Here is a 20,326-nt window from a genome sequence, read left to right as displayed (position 1 = left end):
GCCTTGCCTCAGCCTTCCCGCGCATGGCGCTGGAAGGCGCGCTTCAAGAGATCGAGCTCGGCCCGCAACAGCGCCAGCTCGGCGCGGATGTCGCCCTCGGCAGCCTCGCCCGCGATCAGGGTGAACCGGCCCAGCACAGCGCCGCCCGCCTGCACCAGAAAGACCTGCACGCCCTCGTTCAGCGCCCAGGCCGGGATCGGCACCCGCAGGGCAAGGCGCCCGTCCGGCAGAGGGCGGACCTCCACCCCCTCCACCGCGCGGCCCCCGGTCAGCACTTCGACGGGCACGGCCTCTGCCGTGCCCGACAGCGCCGCCTCCCAGACTCCGCCGGCGATCCGGCCAGGTTCAAGGGTCAATGCCATCTAAAGCTCCGCCCGCGGACGCCGGCTGACGACCACATCCCGGATCACGATACGGGTCATCGCCGCCTCGTTCACGATCAGGTCCAGCCATGCCCGCTCGATCCTGCGGTCGTTCAGATCGGCATAGGCCAGGTCGAACTCGGCCAGCTTCTCGCGGCCCGCCTCGGGCAGGGCGCTGACCGGCTGCGCGAGGTTCGGGCCGTGCCGGATGTTCAGCCTCGCGTAGGCCTTCACCGGCCGGTCGCTGTCGATCACCAGTTCGGCCCGCACCAGATGCCGCGCCCGCAGCCCCTCGACGGCGGCCGCGGGCAGGTTCAGCGCCAGGGACAGGAAACTGCCCCGGAACCCGAACACGTCCAGCGCCAGCCCGTAGGGAGCCCGGTCCTCGGGCGCCTGGTTGCGGACCTGGCGCACCACGACCTCGCCCAGCGGGCAGTCGTGATACAGTGCCAGACCCTCGCCCAGCGCGGTGCGCTCGCCCGATGCAACCGCGCCCGGCTCGGCCAGCACCACGCGCCACAGGTCGGGGCGCCAGCTCCAGTCGGTACCCAGCGGCATCTGCGGCAGGCCCGCACCAAGCGGCGGCAGCGCCAGCCGCGCATCGGCGGCCTGCATCACCCGGTCAAGCGACCGGCGTAACCCCCGCGCATCGGATCGCAGCGCACGCAGTTCGAATGGGTCCAGTTCGGGCGCGACCTCGGCCAGGCGCGCCCAGCGCGTCTCGGTCCGGCGCTGGTGCCAGCCCTCGATGCCGCGCGCGATCCGGCCGGCCATCGACCTTACTGGTCCATGTAGACGTGGCTTTCGCCTCTGGCGCCGGGATGCGTCACCGCCCCCCAGCGCGCGCCACCGCACAGTCTGGCGAACTTGTGCACCGCGCCCGAGGTATAGGCCGTCTTGCGCGGTCCCTTCCATTCGGCCTTCCGCTTCGCAAGCTCCTCGTCCGACAGGGCCACCGACAACTCGCCGGTCAGCGCGTTCAGCGTGATCATGTCGCCGTTCTTCAGAAGCGCGATGGGCCCGCCATGCGCGGCCTCGGGGCCGACATGGCCGACGCAGAAGCCGCGCGTCGCCCCCGAGAAGCGGCCGTCGGTGATCAGCGCCACCTTCTTGCCCATGCCCTGACCCGACAGCGCCGCCGTGGTCGCCAGCATCTCGCGCATCCCGGGGCCGCCCGCCGGGCCCTCGTTGCGGATGACGATGACCTCGCCCTCCTTGTATTCGCGCTTCTTGACCGCCTCGAATGCGTCCTCCTCGCACTCAAACACCCGCGCCGGGCCAGTGAAGACCTGCTCGGCCTCGGTCATGCCCGCGACCTTCACAATGGCCCCGTCGGGCGCCAGGTTGCCGCGCAGCGCGACCACGCCGCCGGTCTTCGTGATGGGGTTGCTGATCGGGTGGATCACCCGCCCGTCCGCCTCGCCGCGGATCTCGTCCAGGCTTTCGCCCAGGGTCTTGCCGCTGGCGGTCATGCAGTCCAGGTGCAACAGGCCCGCCTTGGCCAGTTCCTTCATCACCACGGCCACGCCGCCGACCTCGTGCAGGTCCTTGGCGACATATTTGCCGCCCGGCCGCAGATCGACGAAATAGGGCGTGTCCTTCATGCAGTCCGCCACGTCGAACAGGTCAAAGTCGATCCCCGCCTCATTGGCGATCGCGGGCAGGTGCAGCGCCGCGTTGGTCGAGCCGCCGGTGCAGCCCACCACCCGCGCCGCGTTTTCCAGCGACTTCCGCGTCACGATGTCCCGCGCGCGGATGTTCTTCTCGATCAGGTTCATCACCGCCACGCCCGAGGCCTCGCAGAACTGGTCGCGCGATTCATAAGGGGCCGGAGCCGAGGACGAGTTCAGCAACGCCAGACCAATCGCCTCGGACACGCAGGCCATCGTGTTCGCCGTGTACTGCGCGCCGCAGGCGCCCGAGGACGGGCAGGCCACCCGCTCCATGATCTCCAGTTCCGCGTCCGACAGGTTGGCGGCCTGGTGCTTGCCCACGGCCTCGAACATGTCCTGCACCGTGATGTCCTGGCCGTTGTAGCGGCCCGGCAGGATCGACCCGCCGTAGATGAAGACCGACGGCACGTTCAGCCGCACCATCGCCATCATCATCCCCGGCAGGGACTTGTCGCAGCCGGCAAGGCCGACCAGCGCGTCGTAGCAATGCCCGCGCATGGTCAGTTCCACCGTGTCGGCGATGGCGTCGCGGCTGGCCAGCGAGGACCGCATCCCCTCGTGCCCCATGGCGATGCCGTCGGTCACGGTGATCGTGGTGAATTCGCGCGGGGTGCCGCCGCCCTTCTTCACGCCCTGCTTCACGACCTGGGCCTGCCGGTTCAGCGCGATGTTGCAGGGGGCCGCCTCGTTCCAGCAGGTCGCCACGCCCACCCAGGGCTGGTGGATCTCTTCCTCGGTGATCCCCATGGCATAGAAATAGCTGCGGTGCGGGGCGCGCGCCGGGCCTTCGGTGACGTGGCGGCTGGGAAGCTTCGACTTGTCGAAACGGGGCTTGGTCATGGCGGTTCCTCGCGGATCATGGGTCGGCCGCAAGGGATAAAGGCCTGCCCGCGCGGGGGCAAGCCGAATTGGTCCTCAGCCGCCCGAGCCGTTGATCGCGACCGTCGCGCTCTGCATCAGCCCGTCCATCCACAACCGCAGGCCGTCGATGAGCGAGACATAGCTCTCCAGCACCCCGGCCAGGGCCGGAACCGCCCGGGCCAGCGCATCGGCGCTGATGTAGAGCGCCGAGGCCAGGATCGCGATGGTCAGCACCAGAAGGAAGCCGCTGCGGAAACTGCTGCGGCCCTCGACCTCGATGGGTGCAGCGGTTTCGACCGTCTCTTCCGCCGGCGGCTCGCTGGGACGCAGGGTCGAGTTGATCTCCTCGACATCCGGCAGACGGGTGCGTCGGCCAGCCACGCGGTCCGTGGCCTCGTCTACCGCGGCCGCCGCCGCAGCAGCACCTGCCGCGACAGCGGGCGCCGCGGCGGGGATGGCCGCGTCGATCCCGAGATCCTGCTGCACCTCCAGCGGACGCGCGGCCTCGGCACGGCGGGCCTCGGCCTCGCGCTCGGCCTCCTCGCGCAGGATGGCCAGCACCGAGTCATCCACCGCGTAGGCCACCGGCGCAGCCGCGGCGGCCCCCGGAAGGGCCGCGTCGTCCTCGGGGTCCGCCACTCCTTCGCCGGTCGCCGGGGCCTCGGGGGTCACCGCCGCCGGGTCCGGCTGACGTTCGGCCCCCGCAGCAACGGTCTCGACCGAAGGCTCGGACCCCGGCGCCGGCGCGACCGGGACCTCGGAGACCGCCTCCACCACGGGCACCGCGGCCGGCGCGACCGCGGCCGGCGTCTCCGGTGCGGCAACGGGTTCGACGGATTGTGCAGAATGTTCGGGCTCTACCGCCCGTTCCGGTTCTGGCTCGGCAACCACGGGCACGTCCGCGGATGGCGCCTTCGGTTCGGGCGCAATGGCCGCCGGCTCGGGTTGCGGCTCTGCAACCGATGCCGGGGGCGGCACAACCGCCGGCGCGGCTGCCGGAGCAACCGCGCCGGGCTCTGCCCCCGCCGCGCGCGGCCGCATCTGATACCAGGCATGCCCGCAATTCGCGCATTGCACATCGCGACCCGTTTCCGGAATCGCGTCCTCGGGCACCTCGTATTTGGCCTCGCAATTCGGGCAAACCAACCGCATTCCTGTCCCCTCAACGCCTGTTTTTCCGGTCGCCACTCGAACTTGTAATCCTTAATTCCTGTGGTTCCAAGGCAATGTCGCGCGCCCTTGTGCAATCGTTTCCGCCTGTGCGATGGAAAGCGCAGTCACTTCGGTGCGGCCTTGGACAGCCGCCCGAAGCCGAAAGCAGGGGATGACCGTGATCAGCTTCGAGAACGTGGCCTACAGCTATGGCGGGGGCGAGCTTCTGTCGAATGTCTCGCTGAAGCTCGCGCCCGGGTCGTTCCACTTCCTGACCGGCCCATCGGGTGCGGGCAAGTCCACCTTCCTGAAACTTGCCTATGCCGAGCTGATCCCGACCTCGGGCCGCGTCATCCTGTTCGACAAGGACGTGACCACGCTGTCGCGCGACGACGTGGCCCGCACCCGCCGCCGCATCGGCATCGTCCACCAGGACTGCAAGTTCCTCGACCACATGACGCTGGCGGCCAACATGGCGCTGCCCTTTACCGTGTCCGACCGCGAAAGCAGCGCCCAGGACATGGAGGACCTCCTCGGCTGGGTCGGGCTGAAGCATCTCGCCGACGCGCTGCCGCCGCAACTCTCGGGCGGCGAACGCCAGCGCGCGGCTCTGGCCCGCGCGGTGATCGTCGATCCCGACATCATCCTTGCCGACGAACCCACCGGCAACGTGGACTGGGAAATGTCGCTCCGCATCCTCACGCTGCTGGTCGAACTGAACAAGATGGGCAAGACCATCCTCGTCGCCACCCACGACCTGAACCTCATCCGCCAGGCCAAGGCGCAGATCCAGGCCCGCGTCCTGCGCATCGCCAAGCACCGCGTCCAGCTTGCGGGGGCCGACCTTTGAGACTGCCGACCGCCAAGCCCGCCTCGCCCGCCACCCGCGCACTCGAGGTCGTCCCGCCCTCCGGCCCCACTGCCTGGCTGACCACCTTCACCGCAGGGGCGATGACCTTCCTCTGCGTCTTCGCGCTCGCCCTCTCGCTCGCCTCCGGGCGCCTGGCCAACCGCTGGTCCGAGGCGCTGGCCAAGACCGCCACCATCCGCCTCTCGGCCCCCGCCGAACAGGTGCAGATCCAGACCGACGCGATCCTCGCCACGCTGGCCACCACCCCCGGCATCGCCAGCTTCCGCGCGCTCGACGATGCCGAGACGCGGGCGCTTCTCGAACCCTGGTTCGGCCCCGGCCTGCCGGTCGAGGCGCTGCCGATCCCCCGCCTGATCCAGGTGGTGGAAGGCGAACCGCCCTACGATTCCGAGGGGCTGCGCCAGCGCCTCGCCGCCGAGGCGCCCGGGGCTCTGCTGGACGACCACACCCGCTGGCGCCGCCCCCTGGCCGAGGCCGCCTCGCGCATCCGGCTTCTGGGGATCCTGTCCATAGCGCTGATCGGCGCGGCCATGGCCGCGATGATCACGCTGGCCGCCCGCGCGGCGCTGGCCACCAATGCCGAGGTGATCCATGTCCTGCGCCTCGTCGGCGCCAAGGACAGCTACATCGCCCGCGCCTTCGTGCGCCGCTTCACCCTGCGCGCGCTGACCGGGGCCGCGATCGGCGCCGCTGCCGGGCTGATCGGCGTGGCCGCCCTGCCCGCCGCCGACGCCGCCGGGGGCTTCCTGACCGGGCTCGGCTTCACCGGCTGGGGCTGGCTCTGGCCGCTGGCCCTGCCGCCCCTGGCCGCGCTCGTGGCCTTCGCCGCCACCCGCCGCGCCGCATTCCAGAAACTGCGGGAGCTGACATGACCCCGATCCGCTGGCTGCTTTCGCTGGTCTTCATCGTCCAGATGTATCTGGTCATGGCCGTGATGGCCGTGCTCTTTGCCCCCTGGGCGCTCGTCTCGCGCCGTGGCGCGAGGGTCGCGGCCAAGACCTACTGCCGCTGGGTCATCGTCTCGCTGCGGCTGCTCACCGGTCTGCGCTGCGAGGTGCGCGGCACGCCGCCCACCGCCGAATGCCTGATCGCCGCCAAGCACCAGAGCTTTCTCGACATCATCCTGATCTTCGACGCGGTCCCGGCCGGCAAGTTCATCATGAAGCGCGAACTGATGTTCGCCCCCTTCCTCGGCCAGTATGCGCTGCGCATCGGCTGCGTGCCGGTGGACCGCGGCAAGCGCGGCGCGGCCATCACCCGGATGAAGGCCGACGTGGCCCGGGGCGCCGCCGAACCCGGCCAGCTCATCATCTATCCCCAGGGCACCCGCGTCGCCCCCGGCGACGTGAAGCCCTACAAGGTCGGGACCGGCCTGCTCTACGAACAGCTCGGCCAGCCCTGCGTGCCGGTGGCGACCAATGTCGGCCTGTTCTGGCCCAAGCGCGGCATCCTCAGGAAGCCCGGCCTTGCCGTGGTCGAATTCCTCGACCCCATCGCCCCGGGCCTGCCCATTCCCGAGTTCATGGCCCGCATCGAGTCCGAGATCGAAACCCGCTCGAACCGCCTGATGGCCGAAGCCGGCTTCCGCGGCTGACCGGCCGCCGATCTTCCGCGACTTCGTCCCCAATCGCTGCCGCGCACCGACGAGAAGCCGAAGGCGCAGGAGGAGGCGGCCCCCGCACTTGCGGCCGAACCTTTCCGGATCCTTGACGCCCGCAGCCAACCTGTTGATTTCATGACACAGGCGAACCCTGTCCACCGTGGACAGGTCAGCTCAGCGGGCAGTCCGCGACCTCGATGTCCAGCGCCAGCCGCGCCTCGGGCCCGTAGTCCAGCCCCGAGACATTGATGTAGAGCGCCCCCGTCTCGGCCCAGATCTCGCGCACCGGCATCGTCGTCCCCGCCGGGTCCACCGCCACCGCCTCGAACAGCGCGCATTCGGTCTCGAAGCGCAGCACATAGCCGTTGAAGGCCGCCTCGAAGAACCGCCCCCGACCGCGCGGGTAGCCGAGTTCGATCCGGCTCGGCCCGATCTCCACCGTCACCGGCACCACGTCCAGCCCCCCGGTCAGCCCTTCCGGCTCCAGCCCGAACTCGACGCCCCGGCCAACCGTCACCGTCCGGCCCCGTGCCCGCAGATAGGGCGCCTCGCGCTGGTCCCAGGTCTCGACCGTGAAGGTGACGAGCCGCCCCTCCAGCGTGCCGGCCGCGGTCGGCCCCGCCAGCGCCAGCGCCAGGGCCAGCGCCCGGATCATGCGAATTTCAGCGCCACGATGCCGGCGAGGATGAGAAGCACCCCCATCACCCGCATCAGGTTCACCGGCTCCTGGAACAGGAACACCGCCGCGATGGCGGTTCCGATGGCGCCGATCCCCACCCAGACCGCATAGGCCGTGCCCACCGGCAAGGACTTCATGGCCACCGACAAGAGGTAGAACGACCCCAGCGCCAGGACAATGGTCGCCACCGAGGGGACCGGCCGCGTGAAGCCCGCGGAATACTTCAGCCCCAGCGCCCAGCCCATCTCCAGCACCCCGGCGATGACCAGGATCACCCAGGGGCTCAAGCCGCAAGCCCCTTCTTGCCCATGTCCAGGAACTTCTGCCGCCGGTCCCTGACCAGCGCCTCGGGCTTCTTGCCCGACAATTCGCCCAGCATCGCCTCGATCGCCTTGCCGACCGCCTGGATCGCCTCCTTGGGCGCGCGCTGCGCCCCGCCGAGCGGCTCCTTCACGATCCGGTCGATGATCCCCAGCTTCTGCAGGTCCTGCGCCGTCAGCCGCAGCGCCTCGGCCGCCTCGCGCATCTTCTCGGCGTCCTTCCACAGGATCGAGGCGCAGCCCTCGGGACTGATGACCGAGTAGATCGAATGTTCCAGCATCGCGACCCGGTTCGCCGTGGCGAAGGCCACCGCCCCGCCCGACCCGCCCTCGCCGATCACCACGCTGACCAGCGGCACGCCGATCGACAGGCATTTCTCGGTCGAGCGCGCGATGGCCTCGGCCTGGCCGCGCTCTTCCGCGCCCTTGCCGGGATAGGCGCCGGCGGTGTCGATGAGGGTGATCACCGGGATGCGGAAACGGTCGGCCAGGTCCATCAGCCGGATCGCCTTGCGATAGCCCTCGGGCCGGGCCATGCCGAAATTGCGCTGGATGCGCGACTTGGTGTCGTTGCCCTTCTCGTGGCCGATCACCATCACCGGCTGGTCGTTGAACCGCGCCAGCCCCCCGATCACCGCATGGTCGTCGGCAAAGGCCCGGTCCCCGGCCAGGCTGGTGAACTCGGTGAACAGCCCCTCGACGTAGTCCAGGCAATGCGGCCGTTCCGGGTGACGGGCCACCTGGCATTTCTGCCAGGGCGTCAGCGTCTTGTAGAGATCGCGCAGCGCCTGGTCAGCCTTGCGGTCCAGCGCCTCGGCCTCTTTCGAGACATCCATCCCGGGATTGGTCCGCGCCATGGCGCGAAGTTCCTCGGCCTTGCCCTCGATGTCGGCAAGCGGCTTTTCGAAGTCGAGATACTGCATGGCGCTTCCTTTGCGGGACTGCCCCTATATGCCCTCGGGCAAGACCCGATGCAACTCGGCAGCAGGCGCCACGGCGGCCGGCCGCGTCCCTAGCGCGCGGTCTCGTGCTCAAGTCTTTGCCGGGCGATGGCCTCGTGCCTTTCGGCCCGGATCTGGTCGTGGAAGGCCTGTTCCACGAAGGCCAGATGCGCGGTGACGGCGGCGCGCGCGGCTTCCGGGTCGCGCGCCTGCACACCGGCATTGATTGCCCGGTGCTGGTCCAGCAGGTGATCCCGCGTCATCCGGTTCCTGAACATCATCTGCCGGTTGTAGAACACGCCCTGCCGCAGAAGGTCGAACATCGACCGCAGCATGTGCAGCATGATGACGTTGTGGCTGGCCTCGATGATCGCCATGTGGAACTCGGCATCCAGCTGCGCCTCGTCCGAGGGGTCGCGCTTCTGGTGCGCCTGTTCCATCTTGCCGAAGATCGTGTCGATCACCCGCAGGTCGGTCTCCGACCCGTGCACGGCGGCCCGTTCCGCCGCCAGCCCCTCGATGTCGCGGCGGAAGGCGATGTAGTCGAAGACTGCCTCCTCATGGGTAGAAAACAGCCGGATCAGCGCCGGCGAGAAGGCCGAGCCCAGCACGTCCGCCACAAAGATACCCGACCCGGCCCGGCTGACCAGAAGTCCGTTCTCGGCCAACTCGGCGATGGCATCGCGCAGGCTGGGGCGAGAGACGCCCAGTTTCTCGGCCAGATCGCGCTCTGAAGGCAGACGCTCACCCGGACGCAGGATGCCGCGCAGGATCAACTGCTCGATCTGGCGGACAACCGCGCTGGACAGCTTTTCCGAGGCGACTTTCAGGAACGGCATGGTGGACCCCGCTGATTGGTCCGAAATTATGACCGATTCCAGGCCGTTACAATGGAAAAGGGGCCGGCGGTGGCCGGCCCCCCTGCAAAAGTTTCCGCTGCGTCAGCGTGTCGGGCGGATGATGATCTCGACCCGGCGGTTCTTGGCGCGGCCCTCGGGCGTCAGGTTCGACGCGATCGGCTGGTCCTCGCCCCGGCCATAGGCGGCGATCCGGCTCCCCGGCACCCCGCTTTCGCGGAGGATCGAGGCCACCGCGACCGCACGGCGCTGCGACAGGTCCTGGTTGTAGGCGGCGGCGCCGGTGTTGTCGGTATGGCCGATCACCTCGATCCGGCTGTTGGGGTATTTCAGCAGGCTAGAAGCCACCGCGTTCAGGTCGGCGCGCAGGTCGGGGCGCACGGCGGCGCTGTCGACGGCGAACAGCAGATCCTGCGGCATGTTGACGATCAGGTATTCGCCCGTGTTCGTCACCGAGATGTTCGAGTTCAACTGCCCGCGCAGTTCGGCGGCCTGCCGGTCGAGGTCGGCGCCGATCAGCGCGCCCGTGCCCGCGCCCAGCACGCCACCGATGAGGACGCCCTTCAGCTTGTCGTCGCCCGAAGAGACCGCGGCCCCGGCCACGGCGCCGGTGAGGCCGCCGATGATCGCGCCGCTGCGCTGCCGGGCGTTCGGGTCATCGGGATAGGCGTTCGGATCGACGCAGGCGGTCAGGGTCAGCGCGCCGGCCATCGCAAGAAGAAGGGGGGTTTTCGTCATCATGTTCGCTCTCGCCTCAGCTGTCGGCCCGTTCCGGGCCTGATGGTCAGACCCGTGCCACATTACACGAGCGCCGTCGAGAGGTTTGCAGTTCCCTGCTCCCTCGGCAGGGTTCCGCGCATTCACAAACCTGTGCGCGCGGCCTCCCAGGCCAGCATGGCGCGCTTGCGCGGCAGGCCCCAGTGATAGCCACCAAGGCCCCCGTCGCGGCGCAGGGCGCGGTGGCAGGGGATGAGAAAGCTGATCGGGTTGCGCCCGACAGCCGTGCCCACGGCGCGGTGGGCCTGCGGATGGCCGATGGCACCGGCGATGTCGGCATAGGTGGTGACATGGCCGGTGGGGATCGCCAGGAGCGCCTCCCAGACCTTGATCTGGAACGGGGCGCCGATCAGGTGCAGGCTGGTGGCCTTTCCGCCGAAGGCCGTATCGACCAGGGGACGGATCGCCCTCGGGTCCTCGACATAGCTCGCCTTCGGCCAGCGGCCGACAAGGTCCTCCATCGCCGCCTCGGCGCCAACCTCGTCGGCAAAGCCCATGCCGCAGATGCCCCTTGCCGTCGCCATGACCAGGGCCGGACCGAAGGGCGTCTCGAACCAGCCCCAGCGGATCTCCAGCCCTTCGCCGCCGCGGGCATAGTCTCCAGGCGACATCGCTTCCCAGGTCAGGAACAGGTCATGCAGGCGTCCCGTGCCGGAAAGGCCGGTCTCAAGGGTGGTGCCAAGCAGGGTATGCCTTTCCGCCAGCAGCCTGCGCGCATGGCCCAGCGTCAGATATTGCTGATATCGCTTGGGGCTGACGCCGACCCACTGGCTGAACACCCGCTGGAAATGCGCCGGGCTCATGCTCATCCGCTGGGCCAGGCCTTCCAGCGTCAGGGCCGGGCCTTCACGATCGATCACGTCAAGCGCGCGGGCGATCACCTGGTAGTGGTAGGACGGGGACTGGTCGGTCATCCTGGTTTCCTCGGGCGGCTCCTCGTGCGCCTTCGGCTTCTCGTCGCAAGCGAGGAGTGACGAAGTCATCGACGAGCGTCTTTCGGAGATGTAGCGCCACCCTCCCTGCGCCGCGACCCGTTTCCTGCGGCTTGTCGAACTGCGGCTTTCGTGCTGCAAAGGCTCCATGACCCCGCAACTGCCCTATGCCGCGCTGAAACAGGTCTTCGCGCGTTTCGCCGAGATCGAGCCCCATCCGAAGGGCGAACTTGAACACGTCAACGCCTTCACCCTGCTGGTCGCCGTGGCGCTTTCGGCACAGGCGACGGATGTCGGCGTGAACAAGGCCACGCGCAAGCTCTTCCAGATCGCCGACACGCCGGAAAAGATGCTGGCGCTTGGGGAAGAGGGGCTGATCGACCATATCAAGACCATCGGCCTTTACCGCAACAAGGCGAAGAACGTCATCCGGCTCTCGCGCCTTCTGATCGAGAACTTCGGCGGCGAGGTGCCCTCGTCCCGCGCGGCGCTGACCACGCTGCCGGGGGTCGGGCGCAAGACGGCGAACGTGGTCCTGAACATGTGGTTCCACCACCCCGCACAGGCGGTCGATACCCATATCTTCCGCGTCGGCAACCGCACCGGCATCTGCCCCGGCCGCGACGAACTGGCCGTAGAACGCGCGATCGAGGACAACGTGCCGGTGGAATACCAGGCCCATGCCCACCACTGGCTTATCCTGCACGGCCGGTATATCTGCACCGCGCGCAAGCCGAAATGCGGCATCTGCCCGATCCGCGACTGGTGCCAATACGAGGAAAAGACCGCATGAAAACCTATCAGGTCGTCGGCATCGGCAATGCCATCGTCGATGTCTTCTCCACCGCCGACGACAGTTTCCTCGACCTCATGGGAATCCAGAAGGGCATCATGCAGCTCGTCGAACGCGAACGCGGCGAGATGCTCTATGCCGCGATGGAGAACCGCCAGCAGGCACCGGGCGGATCGGTCGCGAACACGCTGGCCGGCCTCGGCAACCTCGGCCTCACCACCGCCTTCATCGGCCGCGTCCACGACGACGCGCTGGGCCGCTTCTACGCGCAGACCATGGCGCAGGAGGGCACCGATTTCGTCAACCCGCCCGTGCCGGGGGGCGAGCTTCCGACCTCGCGCAGCATGATCTTCGTCTCGCCCGACGGCGAGCGGTCGATGAACACCTACCTCGGCATCTCCTCGGAACTCGGCCCCGACGACGTGTCGGATTCGGTCGCCGGCCGCGCCGAGATCCTGTTCCTCGAGGGCTATCTCTACGACAAGCCCAAGGGCAAGCAGGCCTTCGAGCGGGCGGTGGAACTGTGCCACAGGGCCGGCGGCAAGGCCGGCATCGCGCTGTCCGATCCCTTCTGCGTCGATCGGCACCGCGACGACTTCCGGCGGCTGGTGAAGTCGCTGGACTATGTCATCGGCAACGAACACGAATGGTGCTCGCTCTACCAGACCGACCTGTCGGCGGCGCTGGAGCAGGCGGCGGCGGATGCGGGCCTCGTCGTCTGCACCCGGTCGGGCCATGACGTGATCGTGGTGCGCGGCGAGGAACAGGCGGTGGTCCCCGTCCGCCGCGTCGTGCCCGTTGACGCCACCGGCGCGGGCGACCAGTTCGCGGCAGGGTTCCTTTATGGTCTCGCCACCGGCCAGTCGCTGGCCACCGCCGGCCGCATGGGCTGCGTCGCCGCGGCCGAGGTCATCTCGCACTTCGGCGCAAGGCCGGAAGCCGATCTCAAGGCCCTCTTCCGCAAGGAAGGCCTGATCTAGCACGACCGAAGGCCAGGAATTTTCACCGAAAATTCCTGGCGGCCCCCGCGCGCCCGTGGCAGAATGTTCCCGTTCTGTTCACGTCACCCGAGTCGCCCCTTGCCCTTCGTCGAACTCTCCGCGCTGACGAATTTCACCTTCCTCACCGGGGCCTCCCACCCCGAGGAGATGATCCTGCGCGCCGCCGAGATGGGGATGCCCGCGCTGGCCGTCGCCGATGTGAACTCGGTCGCCGGCATCGTCCGCGCCCACACCAGGGCCAGGGAACTCGCCCGCGACGGCGGCCCGAAGGTCCGGCTGATCCCCGCCGCCCGCATCGTCCTTGCCGACGGCTTCCAGGTCACGACCCTCCCCCGCGACCGCGCCGCCTGGGGCCGCCTCTGCCGCCTGCTCAGCCTCGGCCGCCTGCGGGCCGAGAAGGGCGACTGCCGGCTGGACCTGCCCGACCTCCTCGACTGGGGCGAGGGGATGGAGATGCTGATCCTGCCCGAGGACCAGCGCCTGACCCTGGCCGAGATCGGCGCGACCACCGATCCGAAACTCTGGCACGCCCATGCCCGACGGCTGGCGCAACGCTTCCCCGGCCAGGTCTCCCTCGCCATGGCGCCGCGCTATGACGGGCAGGACGCGGCCCGCTTCGACAGCCTCGCCCGGCGCGCAGAGGCCCTGAACATCCCCACCGTCGCCACGGCGCTGCCCTTCCTGCACCACGGCAAGCGCCGCCGGCTTGCCGATGTCCTGACCGCGATCCGCCTCGGCGTGCCGGTGGACAGGCTCGGCCGCCGGGCGCTGCCCAACAACGAAGGCCGCCTGCGCTCGGATGCCGAGATGCGGCGCATCTTCGCCGGGCACGAGGCGGCGGTGGTCCGGGCAGGCGAGGTCGCCGCCCGCGCCGCCTTCTCGCTGGACGAGTTGCAATACCAGTACCCCTCCGAGGTCGCGGACGGCGAAAGCGCCGCCCAGCGCCTCGCGCGCCTGGCCGAGGCGGGCCTGCACTGGCGCTATCCCGAAGGCCCGCCCGACCGGGTACGCGCGCAGATGGCCCATGAACTCGCCCTGATCGCCAGGCTGCGCTACGAGCCCTATTTCCTCACCGTCCACGACATCGTCGATTTCGCCCGCAAGCGCGGCATCCTCTGCCAGGGCCGCGGCTCGGCTGCGAATTCGGTGGTCTGCTATGCCCTGGGCGTGACCTCGGTCAGCCCCGAGATCGGGACGATGGTCTTCGAGCGTTTCATCAGTGAGGCGCGGAACGAACCGCCCGACATCGACGTGGATTTCGAACACGAACGTCGGGAAGAGGTGATCCAGCACATCTACGAAAAATACGGCCGCCACCGCGCGGGGCTGTGCGCCACGGTGATCCACTACCGCGGCAAGCGCGCGGTGCGCGAGGTCGGCCGCGCCATGGGCCTGTCCGAGGATACCCTCGCCGCCATGTCCAGCCAGATCTGGGGCTGGGGCGGGCCGGGGGCGGTGACCGAGGCGCGGCTTCGCGAAATCGGCCTTGATCCCACCGACCGGCGCCTGTCGCAGACCATGGCCCTGATCGACGAGATCCAGGGCTTCCCCCGGCACCTCAGCCAGCACGTCGGCGGCTTCATCATCACAGAAGGCCGGCTGGACGAGCTTTGCCCGGTCGAAAACGCCACGATGGAGGACCGCACCGTCATCCCCTGGGACAAGGACGACATCGACACGCTGAAGATCCTGAAGGTCGATATCCTGGCGCTCGGCATGCTCTCCTGCCTGCGCAAGGCCTTCGACCTGATCGCGCGGCACCACCACCAGCACTTCACGCTGGCCACGCTCCCGCCCGAGGACCCCGAGACCTACCGCATGCTCTGCCGGGCCGACTCGCTCGGGGTGTTCCAGGTGGAAAGCCGGGCGCAGATGAACTTCCTGCCCCGGATGCGGCCGAAGTGCTTCTACGACCTCGTGATCCAGGTGGCGATCATCCGCCCGGGGCCGATCCAGGGCGACATGGTGCATCCCTTCCTGCGGCGGCGGAACGGGCAGGAACAGGTCAGCTTCCCCTCGGACGAGCTGGGCCGGGTGCTGGGCAAGACGCTCGGCGTGCCGCTCTTCCAGGAACAGGCGATGCAGATCGCCATCGTCGGCGCGGGCTTCACGCCGGAAGAGGCCGACCGCCTGCGCCGGTCGCTCGCGACCTTCAAGAAACACGGCAACGTCAGCGAGTTCCACGACCGCTTCATCACCGGCATGCTGGCGCGCGGCCATGACGAGGATTTCGCCCGCCGCTGCTTTGCCCAGATCGAGGGCTTCGGCAGCTACGGCTTCCCCGAAAGCCATGCGGCCAGCTTCGCGCTTCTGGTCTATGCCTCGGCCTGGATCAAGCGGCACCATCCCGGCATCTTCGCCTGCGCGCTCCTGAACTCGCAGCCGATGGGATTCTATGCGCCGGCGCAGATCGTGCGCGATGCGCGGGAACACGGGGTGACGGTGCTGCCGCCCGCGATCAACGCCAGCCACTGGGACAACCGGATGGAATGGATCGACCGGCCGGGCGCACCGCCCGAACTGGCGCTGCGGCTGGGCTTCCGCCAGATCCGCGGCATCGCCGAGGAAGAGGCGCGCTGGATCACCGGGGCGCGCGGCAACGGCTATCAGACGGTGCAGGATGTCTGGCGCCGCGCGGGCGTCGGCCCCGCCACCCTGACCCGCCTGGCCGAGGCCGATGTCTTCGCCGACCTCGGCCTCAGCCGCCGCGAGGCGCTCTGGGCCGCCGAAGCCCTGGCCGAGGGCGCGCCCCTGCCGCTTTTCGCCGCCGACCTGGACGGCGAGGGGATCCCCGAGCCCGCCGTCGCCTTCCGCGAGATGACCCTGGGCGAGGCGGTGGTCGAGGATTACGTCGCCATGCGCCTGACGCTGCGCGCCCATCCGATGGCGCTCTTGCGCCCCGCCCTCGACGCTGCCTGAGAGGGAGAGCCGCCTCGGGACCCATCGAGGGCCCGCTCGGCGGCGCTGCCGCGGATCCCTTCTGCCCCGACTGCGCCCGTGGCAAATGTCGCTGCCTCCGGCGGGAGTATTTGGAAAAGGGCAAATGCGGGATCGGGCGGCAATGCGCCCCGGCGAGCGGCACCTCTTGCAGTGCGAAGGGAGAGCTTCCCACGCCGCCGGGGCGACTTGCCCCTTGCGGCCATCGGGACTCCTCCCTGTACCGCAGTCCCAGTTGGCCACGTTCAAGTTAACACGACGCTAATGGGCTTGCCCCTTGGGAAATACTCCCGCCGGAGGCATCCGCCCTGTCCACCCCGCAGCCACGCCGGACATTTCCTCCGCGGCAGCGCTGTCCGAAGGGCTCGATGCCCTGAGGACAGCCCCTCCCAAACCGGCGCCCGGTCATGGCCTTTCCGCCCGCCATGCGCTATCCCGGCGCTGATGCCGACGCACCGGGAGAGCCGCAGCCCATGACCCCCGCCCTGCCCCAGATCAAGGACCTCGTGCTGATCGGCGGCGGGCATTGCCATGCGCTGGTGCTGCGCATGTGGGGGATGAAGCCGCTGCCCGGGACCAGGGTCACGCTGATCAACCCCGATCCCGCCGCGCCCTACACCGGCATGCTGCCGGGCCTGATCGCCGGCCATTACCGGCGGGAAGACCTGATGATCGACATCGTCCGCCTCGCCCGCTTTGCCGGTGCCCGCCTGATCCTCGACCGCGCCACCGGCATCGACCGCGACGCCCGGCTCATCCACCTCGCCGGGCGCCCGCCCTTGCCCTACGACCTCGCCGCCATCGACATCGGCATCACCTCGCAGCTGCCGGACGCGATCCCTGGCGCCTCCGCCGCCGTCGCCGCCAAGCCGCTCGGCCCCTATGCCGAGGCCTGGGAGGTCTTCCTCGCCCGCCGCCCGCCCGAGCCGCGCATCGCCATCCTCGGCGCCGGCCTCGCCGGGGTGGAACTCGCGCTTGCCTCCGCCCATCGGCTCCGCAGCGAAGGCGCCATCCCCCGGATCGCCCTGATCGACCGCAGCGCGGATTTCCTGCCAACCCTCTCCCCCCGCGCCCGCGCCACGATCCGCCGCCGGCTGGCCGAGGCCGGCATCGACCTCCGCCTCGGCGCGACCGTCGCCGCCATCGCGCCCGACCGCGTCACCCTCACCGGCGGAGAGGTCCTGCCGTCCGACTTCACCCTCTCGGCCACCGGCGCCCGGCCGCATCCCTGGCTGTCCGGGACCGGCCTCGACCAGCGCGAGGGCTTCCTCCTCATCGACGCCACGCTGCGCACCTCCGACCCGCTGATATTCGCCAGCGGCGACTGCGCCACCCAGCCCGACACACCCCGCCCCAAGGCCGGCGTCTTCGCCGTCCGCGCCGCGCCCGTCCTGCACCACAACCTCCGCGCCGCGCTGACCGGACGGCCGCTCCGACCCTTCCGCCCGCAGACCGACTACCTGAAACTCGTCTCGCTGGGCGGCCAGAGCGCGCTCGCCGAGAAATGGGGCCTCACCGCCACCGGCCCCCGGCTCTGGCGCCTGAAGGACCGGATCGACCGCGCGTTCATGGACCGCTTCGGCCCCTATCCCGCCATGTCCCGCCCTGCCGCACCGGCCGAGGCGACCACGGGCCTCGCCGCGCATCTGGACCGCCGCCCGCTCTGCGGCGGCTGCGGCGCGAAGCTCGGCCCCGGCGTCCTGGCCGAGGCGCTGGCCCCCCTCCCGCCCCCGGCGCGGGCCGAGGTCCGCTCCGGCCCCGGCGACGATGCCGCCGTCCTTGCCCGGCCGGACGGGGGCTTCCAGGTCCTGACCACCGACCACCTGCGCGCCTTCTGCCACGATCCCCGCCTGATGGCCCGCATCGCCGCGCTGCATGCCATGGGCGATGTCCTCGCCATGGGCGCCGCCCCCCAGGTCGCACTGGCGCAGGTCACCCTGCCGCCGCTCGGCCCCGAGCTTCAGTCCCGCATGCTGGCCGAGATCATGGACGAGGCCGCCCGCACCTTCCGCGAGGCCGGGGCCGATGTCGTCGGCGGCCATTCCACCGAAGGGGCGGAGCTGACCATCGGCTTCACCGTCACCGGCACCGCCCCGCGCGTTGTCACCAAGGCCGGCGCGCGCCCCGGCGATGCGCTGATCCTGACCCGCCCGCTCGGCTCGGGCACCATCCTCGCCGCGGAAATGGCGCTCGCCACCCTTCCCGGCCGCCTGATGGGAGAGGTCTGGGCCGCCTGCATCGCGCTGATGACCCGCCCGCAGCACGATGCCGCCGCGATCCTCGCGCCGCAGGCGCAGGCGATGACCGATGTCACCGGCTTCGGCCTCGCCGGTCACCTGCTGGAGATGCTCGACGCCTCCGGCACCGCCGCCACCCTGCGGCTCGACGCGATCCCGCTGATGCCCGGCGCGCTGGAGCTGGCGAAGGCGGGGCAGGGCTCATCGCTTCTGCCCGCGAACCTGCAGGCGGTCAGCTGGCGGATGACCGCCCCGGCCGATCCGCGCGTCACGCTTCTGTCCGATCCGCAGACCGCCGGGGGCCTTCTCGCCGCCGTGCCCGCCGACCGCGCCGAGGGGCTCCTCGCTGCGCTCCTCGCCGCCGGCCACACCGCCGCCCGGATCGGCGAGGTCACCGCCGGCCCGCCGCACATCACCGTCACCGGCTGAGTCAGCGCCCGACCGCCGCCTTCACCGCCTCGGCCACCTGCGCGGCAAGGCCCGGCAGGGCCTCGGGTGCCAGACTTTCGGCCGCGACCTCGGTCACCGGCACCGCCATCCGCGCCCGATGCTTGCCATAGCGCGGGTCGTAATGGCGCTCCATCAGGCTTTCGGCCAGCGCGGCATGTTCGCCCGCCGCCGCCAGCGCCAGCCAGCCCTCGATCACCTCGGCCGCGTGCAGCGGCTTAAGCAGGCCCACGGTCGCCGCCAGCCGTTCCGGCGCGGCGGTCAGATCGGCATAGGCGCGGGCCAGATAGGCCGCCCGCTCCGCCCGTGGCGCAGCGATCGCCACCCGCGGCGCGGCGACCATGGCCTTCCAGATCTCGGGCGGCAGCCGCCGCTCGCCGATCTTCGAGCTTTCCGCCTCCACCACCACCGGCCGCGCGGGGTCAAGGCCCGCCAGCGCCAGCGCCAGCGCCCCCTCGAAGGCCTTCTGCGAGGGCTGTTCGCCCACCGCCCCGAACAGCGACCCGCGATGCCGGGCCAGCCCCTCCAGGTCGATGACCTGAAGCCCATGCTGCGGCAGAAGGTTCAGGATTTCGGTCTTGGCCGATCCGGTATTGCCGTCCAGCACCACCATGGGCGCGCGGACCGGCGTGTCATAGACCTCGCGCACCACCAGCCCGCGCCAGGCCTTGTAGCCGCCCGCCAGCGTCTCGACCCGCCAGCCGATCTGGCTCAGGATCGTCGCGAAGGACCCCGACCGCTGCCCGCCGCGCCAGCAATAGACCAGCGGCCGCCAGCCGCCCGGCCGGTCGGCGAGCGGCCCCTGCAGATGCGCGGCGGCATTCTTCGCCACCAGCGCCGCGCCGACCTTGCGCGCGGTGAAGGGTGAGACCTGCTTGTAGATCGTGCCGACCTCCGCGCGTTCGGCATCGTCCAGCACGGGCAGCGAGATCGCGCCGGGCAGGTGATCTTCGGCATATTCCGAAGGCGACCGGACATCGATGATGTCGTCGAAGCCATGCGCCGCCAGATCGGCAAGAGAGGTCAGGGTGATCGCCATCACGGCCTTCTTACCGGCCCCGGCGGAAAGGCGCCAGCCCGTCGGAAACAGGGGAAATCCGGACTACACACGCGCCCGTGAAGCGGGCATGATCTCGCAATGCGTGCGCTTGTCCTGATCTTCTCGCTCGGTCTTTCCGCCCCCCTCGCCGCCTCGGCGCTGGCGGGGTCGGAGCCCTCGCGCCTGACGGCGGCGGCGCGCGACCAGGTGGGCGTGACGGTGATCTACGACCCGGCCTATGCGCGGCTCGACTTTCCCAACGGCGACATCCCGCGCGACCGGGGGGTCTGCACCGACGTGGTGATCCGCGCCCTGCGCGACGGATGGGGGATCGACCTGCAACGCGCCGTGAACCGCGACATGCGCGCGGATTTCGCCGCCTACCCCGCGCTCTGGGGCCTCGCGCGCCCCGACCGCAACATCGACCACCGCCGGGTGCCGAACCTCCAGACGCTCTTCACCCGGATCGGCGCGTCCCTGCCGCTCGACCGGGGGCCGACGCCCTATCTGCCCGGCGACATCATCACCTGGAAACTGCCGGGCAACCTCGACCACATCGGCATCGTCTCCGACCGGCGGACCGAGGCCGGCGTGCCGCTGATCCTGCACAATATCGGCCAGGGTGCGCGGGAAGAGGACATCCTGTTTGCCTTCCCGATCACCGGCCATTACCGCCTCGGCACCGATGAGGTCTCCCGGCTGAAGGCCTTGGATTGATCGTCAAACCTGGTGCAGGCGCGCCGCCTGGACCGACCAAGGATACTGACCTGCCCCCCGGTCGTCCCTCGTTCATAACGAGAGTCCTTGGGGTTGATAGTGGTCGGTTTTGGGTTGGGCAAGTGCGCCG

19 protein-coding genes are annotated in these 20,326 nt (G+C 69.9%); 8 read left to right on the top strand and 11 right to left on the bottom strand.

The window, feature by feature from the left end:
- Positions 1–8 precede the first annotated feature (8 nt).
- The 4 genes from FL625_RS16215 to FL625_RS18285 all read right to left on the bottom strand — a co-directional run bounded on the left by FL625_RS16215 (position 9) and on the right by FL625_RS18285 (position 4,048).
- On the bottom strand, positions 9–362 hold the full coding sequence (locus FL625_RS16215) for a hypothetical protein (protein ID WP_149589717.1): 354 nt from the start codon (positions 360–362) through the stop codon (positions 9–11).
- The gene (locus FL625_RS16210; protein WP_149589716.1) at positions 363–1,136 is read right to left on the bottom strand and encodes a DUF6478 family protein; all 774 of its coding nucleotides are present in this window, start codon (positions 1,134–1,136) and stop codon (positions 363–365) included. It abuts the gene before it with no gap.
- A gap of 5 nt (positions 1,137–1,141) precedes the next feature.
- Positions 1,142–2,875, bottom strand: a complete 1,734-nt coding sequence (gene ilvD, locus FL625_RS16205; protein ID WP_149589715.1) for a dihydroxy-acid dehydratase — start codon at positions 2,873–2,875, stop codon at positions 1,142–1,144.
- Positions 2,876–2,950: 75 nt separating this feature from the next.
- Positions 2,951–4,048 (bottom strand): zinc-ribbon domain-containing protein, encoded by a 1,098-nt coding sequence (locus tag FL625_RS18285; protein WP_200833973.1) that lies wholly within the window; start codon positions 4,046–4,048, stop codon positions 2,951–2,953.
- Positions 4,049–4,226: 178 nt separating this feature from the next.
- Here FL625_RS18285 and FL625_RS16195 point away from each other — a divergent pair, with 178 nt between their 5' ends.
- The 3 genes from FL625_RS16195 to FL625_RS16185 are packed head-to-tail and all read left to right on the top strand — an operon-like array spanning position 4,227 to position 6,513.
- Positions 4,227–4,898, top strand: a complete 672-nt coding sequence (locus FL625_RS16195) for a cell division ATP-binding protein FtsE (protein WP_149589754.1) — start codon at positions 4,227–4,229, stop codon at positions 4,896–4,898.
- A complete protein-coding gene (locus tag FL625_RS16190) occupies positions 4,895–5,791 on the top strand; it encodes a cell division protein FtsX (RefSeq protein WP_235019463.1) in 897 nt (298 codons plus the stop codon). The genes FL625_RS16195 and FL625_RS16190 overlap by 4 nt, the downstream gene beginning before the upstream one ends.
- On the top strand, positions 5,788–6,513 hold the full coding sequence (locus FL625_RS16185) for a lysophospholipid acyltransferase family protein (protein ID WP_149589714.1): 726 nt from the start codon (positions 5,788–5,790) through the stop codon (positions 6,511–6,513). Before FL625_RS16190 ends, FL625_RS16185 begins: the two co-directional genes overlap by 4 nt.
- 175 nt (positions 6,514–6,688) lie before the next feature.
- On the opposite strand, the gene FL625_RS16180 is transcribed toward FL625_RS16185, so the two are convergent.
- From FL625_RS16180 to FL625_RS16155, 6 genes are all read right to left on the bottom strand, one after another.
- Positions 6,689–7,174 carry a hypothetical protein gene (locus tag FL625_RS16180; protein WP_149589713.1) on the bottom strand — a complete coding sequence of 162 codons (486 nt, stop codon included), beginning with the start codon at positions 7,172–7,174 and terminating at the stop codon, positions 6,689–6,691.
- On the bottom strand, positions 7,171–7,485 hold the full coding sequence (locus FL625_RS16175; RefSeq protein ID WP_149589712.1) for a DMT family transporter: 315 nt from the start codon (positions 7,483–7,485) through the stop codon (positions 7,171–7,173). Before FL625_RS16175 ends, FL625_RS16180 begins: the two co-directional genes overlap by 4 nt.
- Positions 7,482–8,441: an acetyl-CoA carboxylase carboxyltransferase subunit alpha gene (locus tag FL625_RS16170; protein WP_149589711.1), complete on the bottom strand. Its 960-nt coding sequence runs from the start codon at positions 8,439–8,441 to the stop codon at positions 7,482–7,484. The genes FL625_RS16175 and FL625_RS16170 overlap by 4 nt, the downstream gene beginning before the upstream one ends.
- Before the next feature lie 89 nt (positions 8,442–8,530).
- Positions 8,531–9,298 (bottom strand): FadR/GntR family transcriptional regulator, encoded by a 768-nt coding sequence (locus FL625_RS16165; RefSeq protein WP_149589710.1) that lies wholly within the window; start codon positions 9,296–9,298, stop codon positions 8,531–8,533.
- Between the two features lie 102 nt (positions 9,299–9,400).
- Positions 9,401–10,057: a YiaD family glycine zipper/OmpA-like lipoprotein gene (locus FL625_RS16160; protein WP_149589709.1), complete on the bottom strand. Its 657-nt coding sequence runs from the start codon at positions 10,055–10,057 to the stop codon at positions 9,401–9,403.
- 119 nt (positions 10,058–10,176) lie between these two features.
- Complete coding sequence (locus tag FL625_RS16155; protein ID WP_149589708.1) at positions 10,177–11,007, bottom strand: methylated-DNA--[protein]-cysteine S-methyltransferase; 831 nt, start codon at positions 11,005–11,007, stop codon at positions 10,177–10,179.
- A 166-nt stretch (positions 11,008–11,173) separates the two neighbouring features.
- Between FL625_RS16155 and nth the strand changes: the two genes are divergently transcribed.
- From nth to selD, 4 genes are all read left to right on the top strand, one after another.
- Positions 11,174–11,818, top strand: a complete 645-nt coding sequence (gene nth, locus FL625_RS16150; RefSeq protein ID WP_149589707.1) for an endonuclease III — start codon at positions 11,174–11,176, stop codon at positions 11,816–11,818.
- The gene (locus tag FL625_RS16145; protein WP_149589706.1) at positions 11,815–12,798 is read left to right on the top strand and encodes an adenosine kinase; all 984 of its coding nucleotides are present in this window, start codon (positions 11,815–11,817) and stop codon (positions 12,796–12,798) included. The genes nth and FL625_RS16145 overlap by 4 nt, the downstream gene beginning before the upstream one ends.
- Before the next feature lie 63 nt (positions 12,799–12,861).
- Entirely contained in the window at positions 12,862–15,738 is a 2,877-nt protein-coding gene (locus FL625_RS16140) for an error-prone DNA polymerase (RefSeq protein WP_200833972.1), read from the top strand.
- Positions 15,739–16,163: 425 nt separating this feature from the next.
- A complete protein-coding gene (gene selD / locus FL625_RS16135) occupies positions 16,164–18,422 on the top strand; it encodes a selenide, water dikinase SelD (RefSeq protein WP_235019462.1) in 2,259 nt (752 codons plus the stop codon).
- 1 nt (position 18,423) lies between these two features.
- Here selD and mnmH read toward each other — a convergent pair whose 3' ends face one another.
- On the bottom strand, positions 18,424–19,479 hold the full coding sequence (mnmH, locus tag FL625_RS16130; RefSeq protein ID WP_149589704.1) for a tRNA 2-selenouridine(34) synthase MnmH: 1,056 nt from the start codon (positions 19,477–19,479) through the stop codon (positions 18,424–18,426).
- Between the two features lie 99 nt (positions 19,480–19,578).
- On the opposite strand from mnmH, the gene FL625_RS16125 reads away from it, so the two are divergent.
- Positions 19,579–20,196 (top strand): DUF1287 domain-containing protein, encoded by a 618-nt coding sequence (locus tag FL625_RS16125; RefSeq protein ID WP_149589703.1) that lies wholly within the window; start codon positions 19,579–19,581, stop codon positions 20,194–20,196.
- Positions 20,197–20,326 lie beyond the last annotated feature (130 nt).

This window comes from Tabrizicola flagellatus (assembly GCF_008271465.1).
Classification (GTDB): Bacteria; Pseudomonadota; Alphaproteobacteria; order Rhodobacterales; family Rhodobacteraceae; genus Tabrizicola; species Tabrizicola flagellata.
The sequence above is the reverse complement of the archived record's forward strand: the minus strand, read 5'-3'. Positions and strand labels throughout refer to the sequence as shown.

Bases quoted from the DNA above. Each gene is read 5' to 3' on its own strand.
- FL625_RS16215 (WP_149589717.1), bottom strand. From the start codon at position 362: ATGGCATTGACCCTTGAACCTGGCCGGATCGCCGGCGGAGTCTGGGAG.
- FL625_RS16210 (WP_149589716.1), bottom strand. From the start codon at position 1,136: ATGGCCGGCCGGATCGCGCGCGGCATCGAGGGCTGGCACCAGCGCCGG.
- ilvD (WP_149589715.1), bottom strand. From the start codon at position 2,875: ATGACCAAGCCCCGTTTCGACAAGTCGAAGCTTCCCAGCCGCCACGTC.
- FL625_RS18285 (WP_200833973.1), bottom strand. From the start codon at position 4,048: ATGCGGTTGGTTTGCCCGAATTGCGAGGCCAAATACGAGGTGCCCGAG.
- FL625_RS16185 (WP_149589714.1), top strand. From the start codon at position 5,788: ATGACCCCGATCCGCTGGCTGCTTTCGCTGGTCTTCATCGTCCAGATG.
- FL625_RS16180 (WP_149589713.1), bottom strand. From the start codon at position 7,174: ATGATCCGGGCGCTGGCCCTGGCGCTGGCGCTGGCGGGGCCGACCGCG.
- FL625_RS16170 (WP_149589711.1), bottom strand. From the start codon at position 8,441: ATGCAGTATCTCGACTTCGAAAAGCCGCTTGCCGACATCGAGGGCAAG.
- FL625_RS16165 (WP_149589710.1), bottom strand. From the start codon at position 9,298: ATGCCGTTCCTGAAAGTCGCCTCGGAAAAGCTGTCCAGCGCGGTTGTC.
- FL625_RS16160 (WP_149589709.1), bottom strand. From the start codon at position 10,057: ATGATGACGAAAACCCCCCTTCTTCTTGCGATGGCCGGCGCGCTGACC.
- FL625_RS16155 (WP_149589708.1), bottom strand. From the start codon at position 11,007: ATGACCGACCAGTCCCCGTCCTACCACTACCAGGTGATCGCCCGCGCG.
- nth (WP_149589707.1), top strand. From the start codon at position 11,174: ATGACCCCGCAACTGCCCTATGCCGCGCTGAAACAGGTCTTCGCGCGT.
- FL625_RS16145 (WP_149589706.1), top strand. From the start codon at position 11,815: ATGAAAACCTATCAGGTCGTCGGCATCGGCAATGCCATCGTCGATGTC.
- FL625_RS16140 (WP_200833972.1), top strand. From the start codon at position 12,862: ATGTTCCCGTTCTGTTCACGTCACCCGAGTCGCCCCTTGCCCTTCGTC.
- selD (WP_235019462.1), top strand. From the start codon at position 16,164: ATGGCCTTTCCGCCCGCCATGCGCTATCCCGGCGCTGATGCCGACGCA.
- mnmH (WP_149589704.1), bottom strand. From the start codon at position 19,479: ATGGCGATCACCCTGACCTCTCTTGCCGATCTGGCGGCGCATGGCTTC.
- FL625_RS16125 (WP_149589703.1), top strand. From the start codon at position 19,579: ATGCGTGCGCTTGTCCTGATCTTCTCGCTCGGTCTTTCCGCCCCCCTC.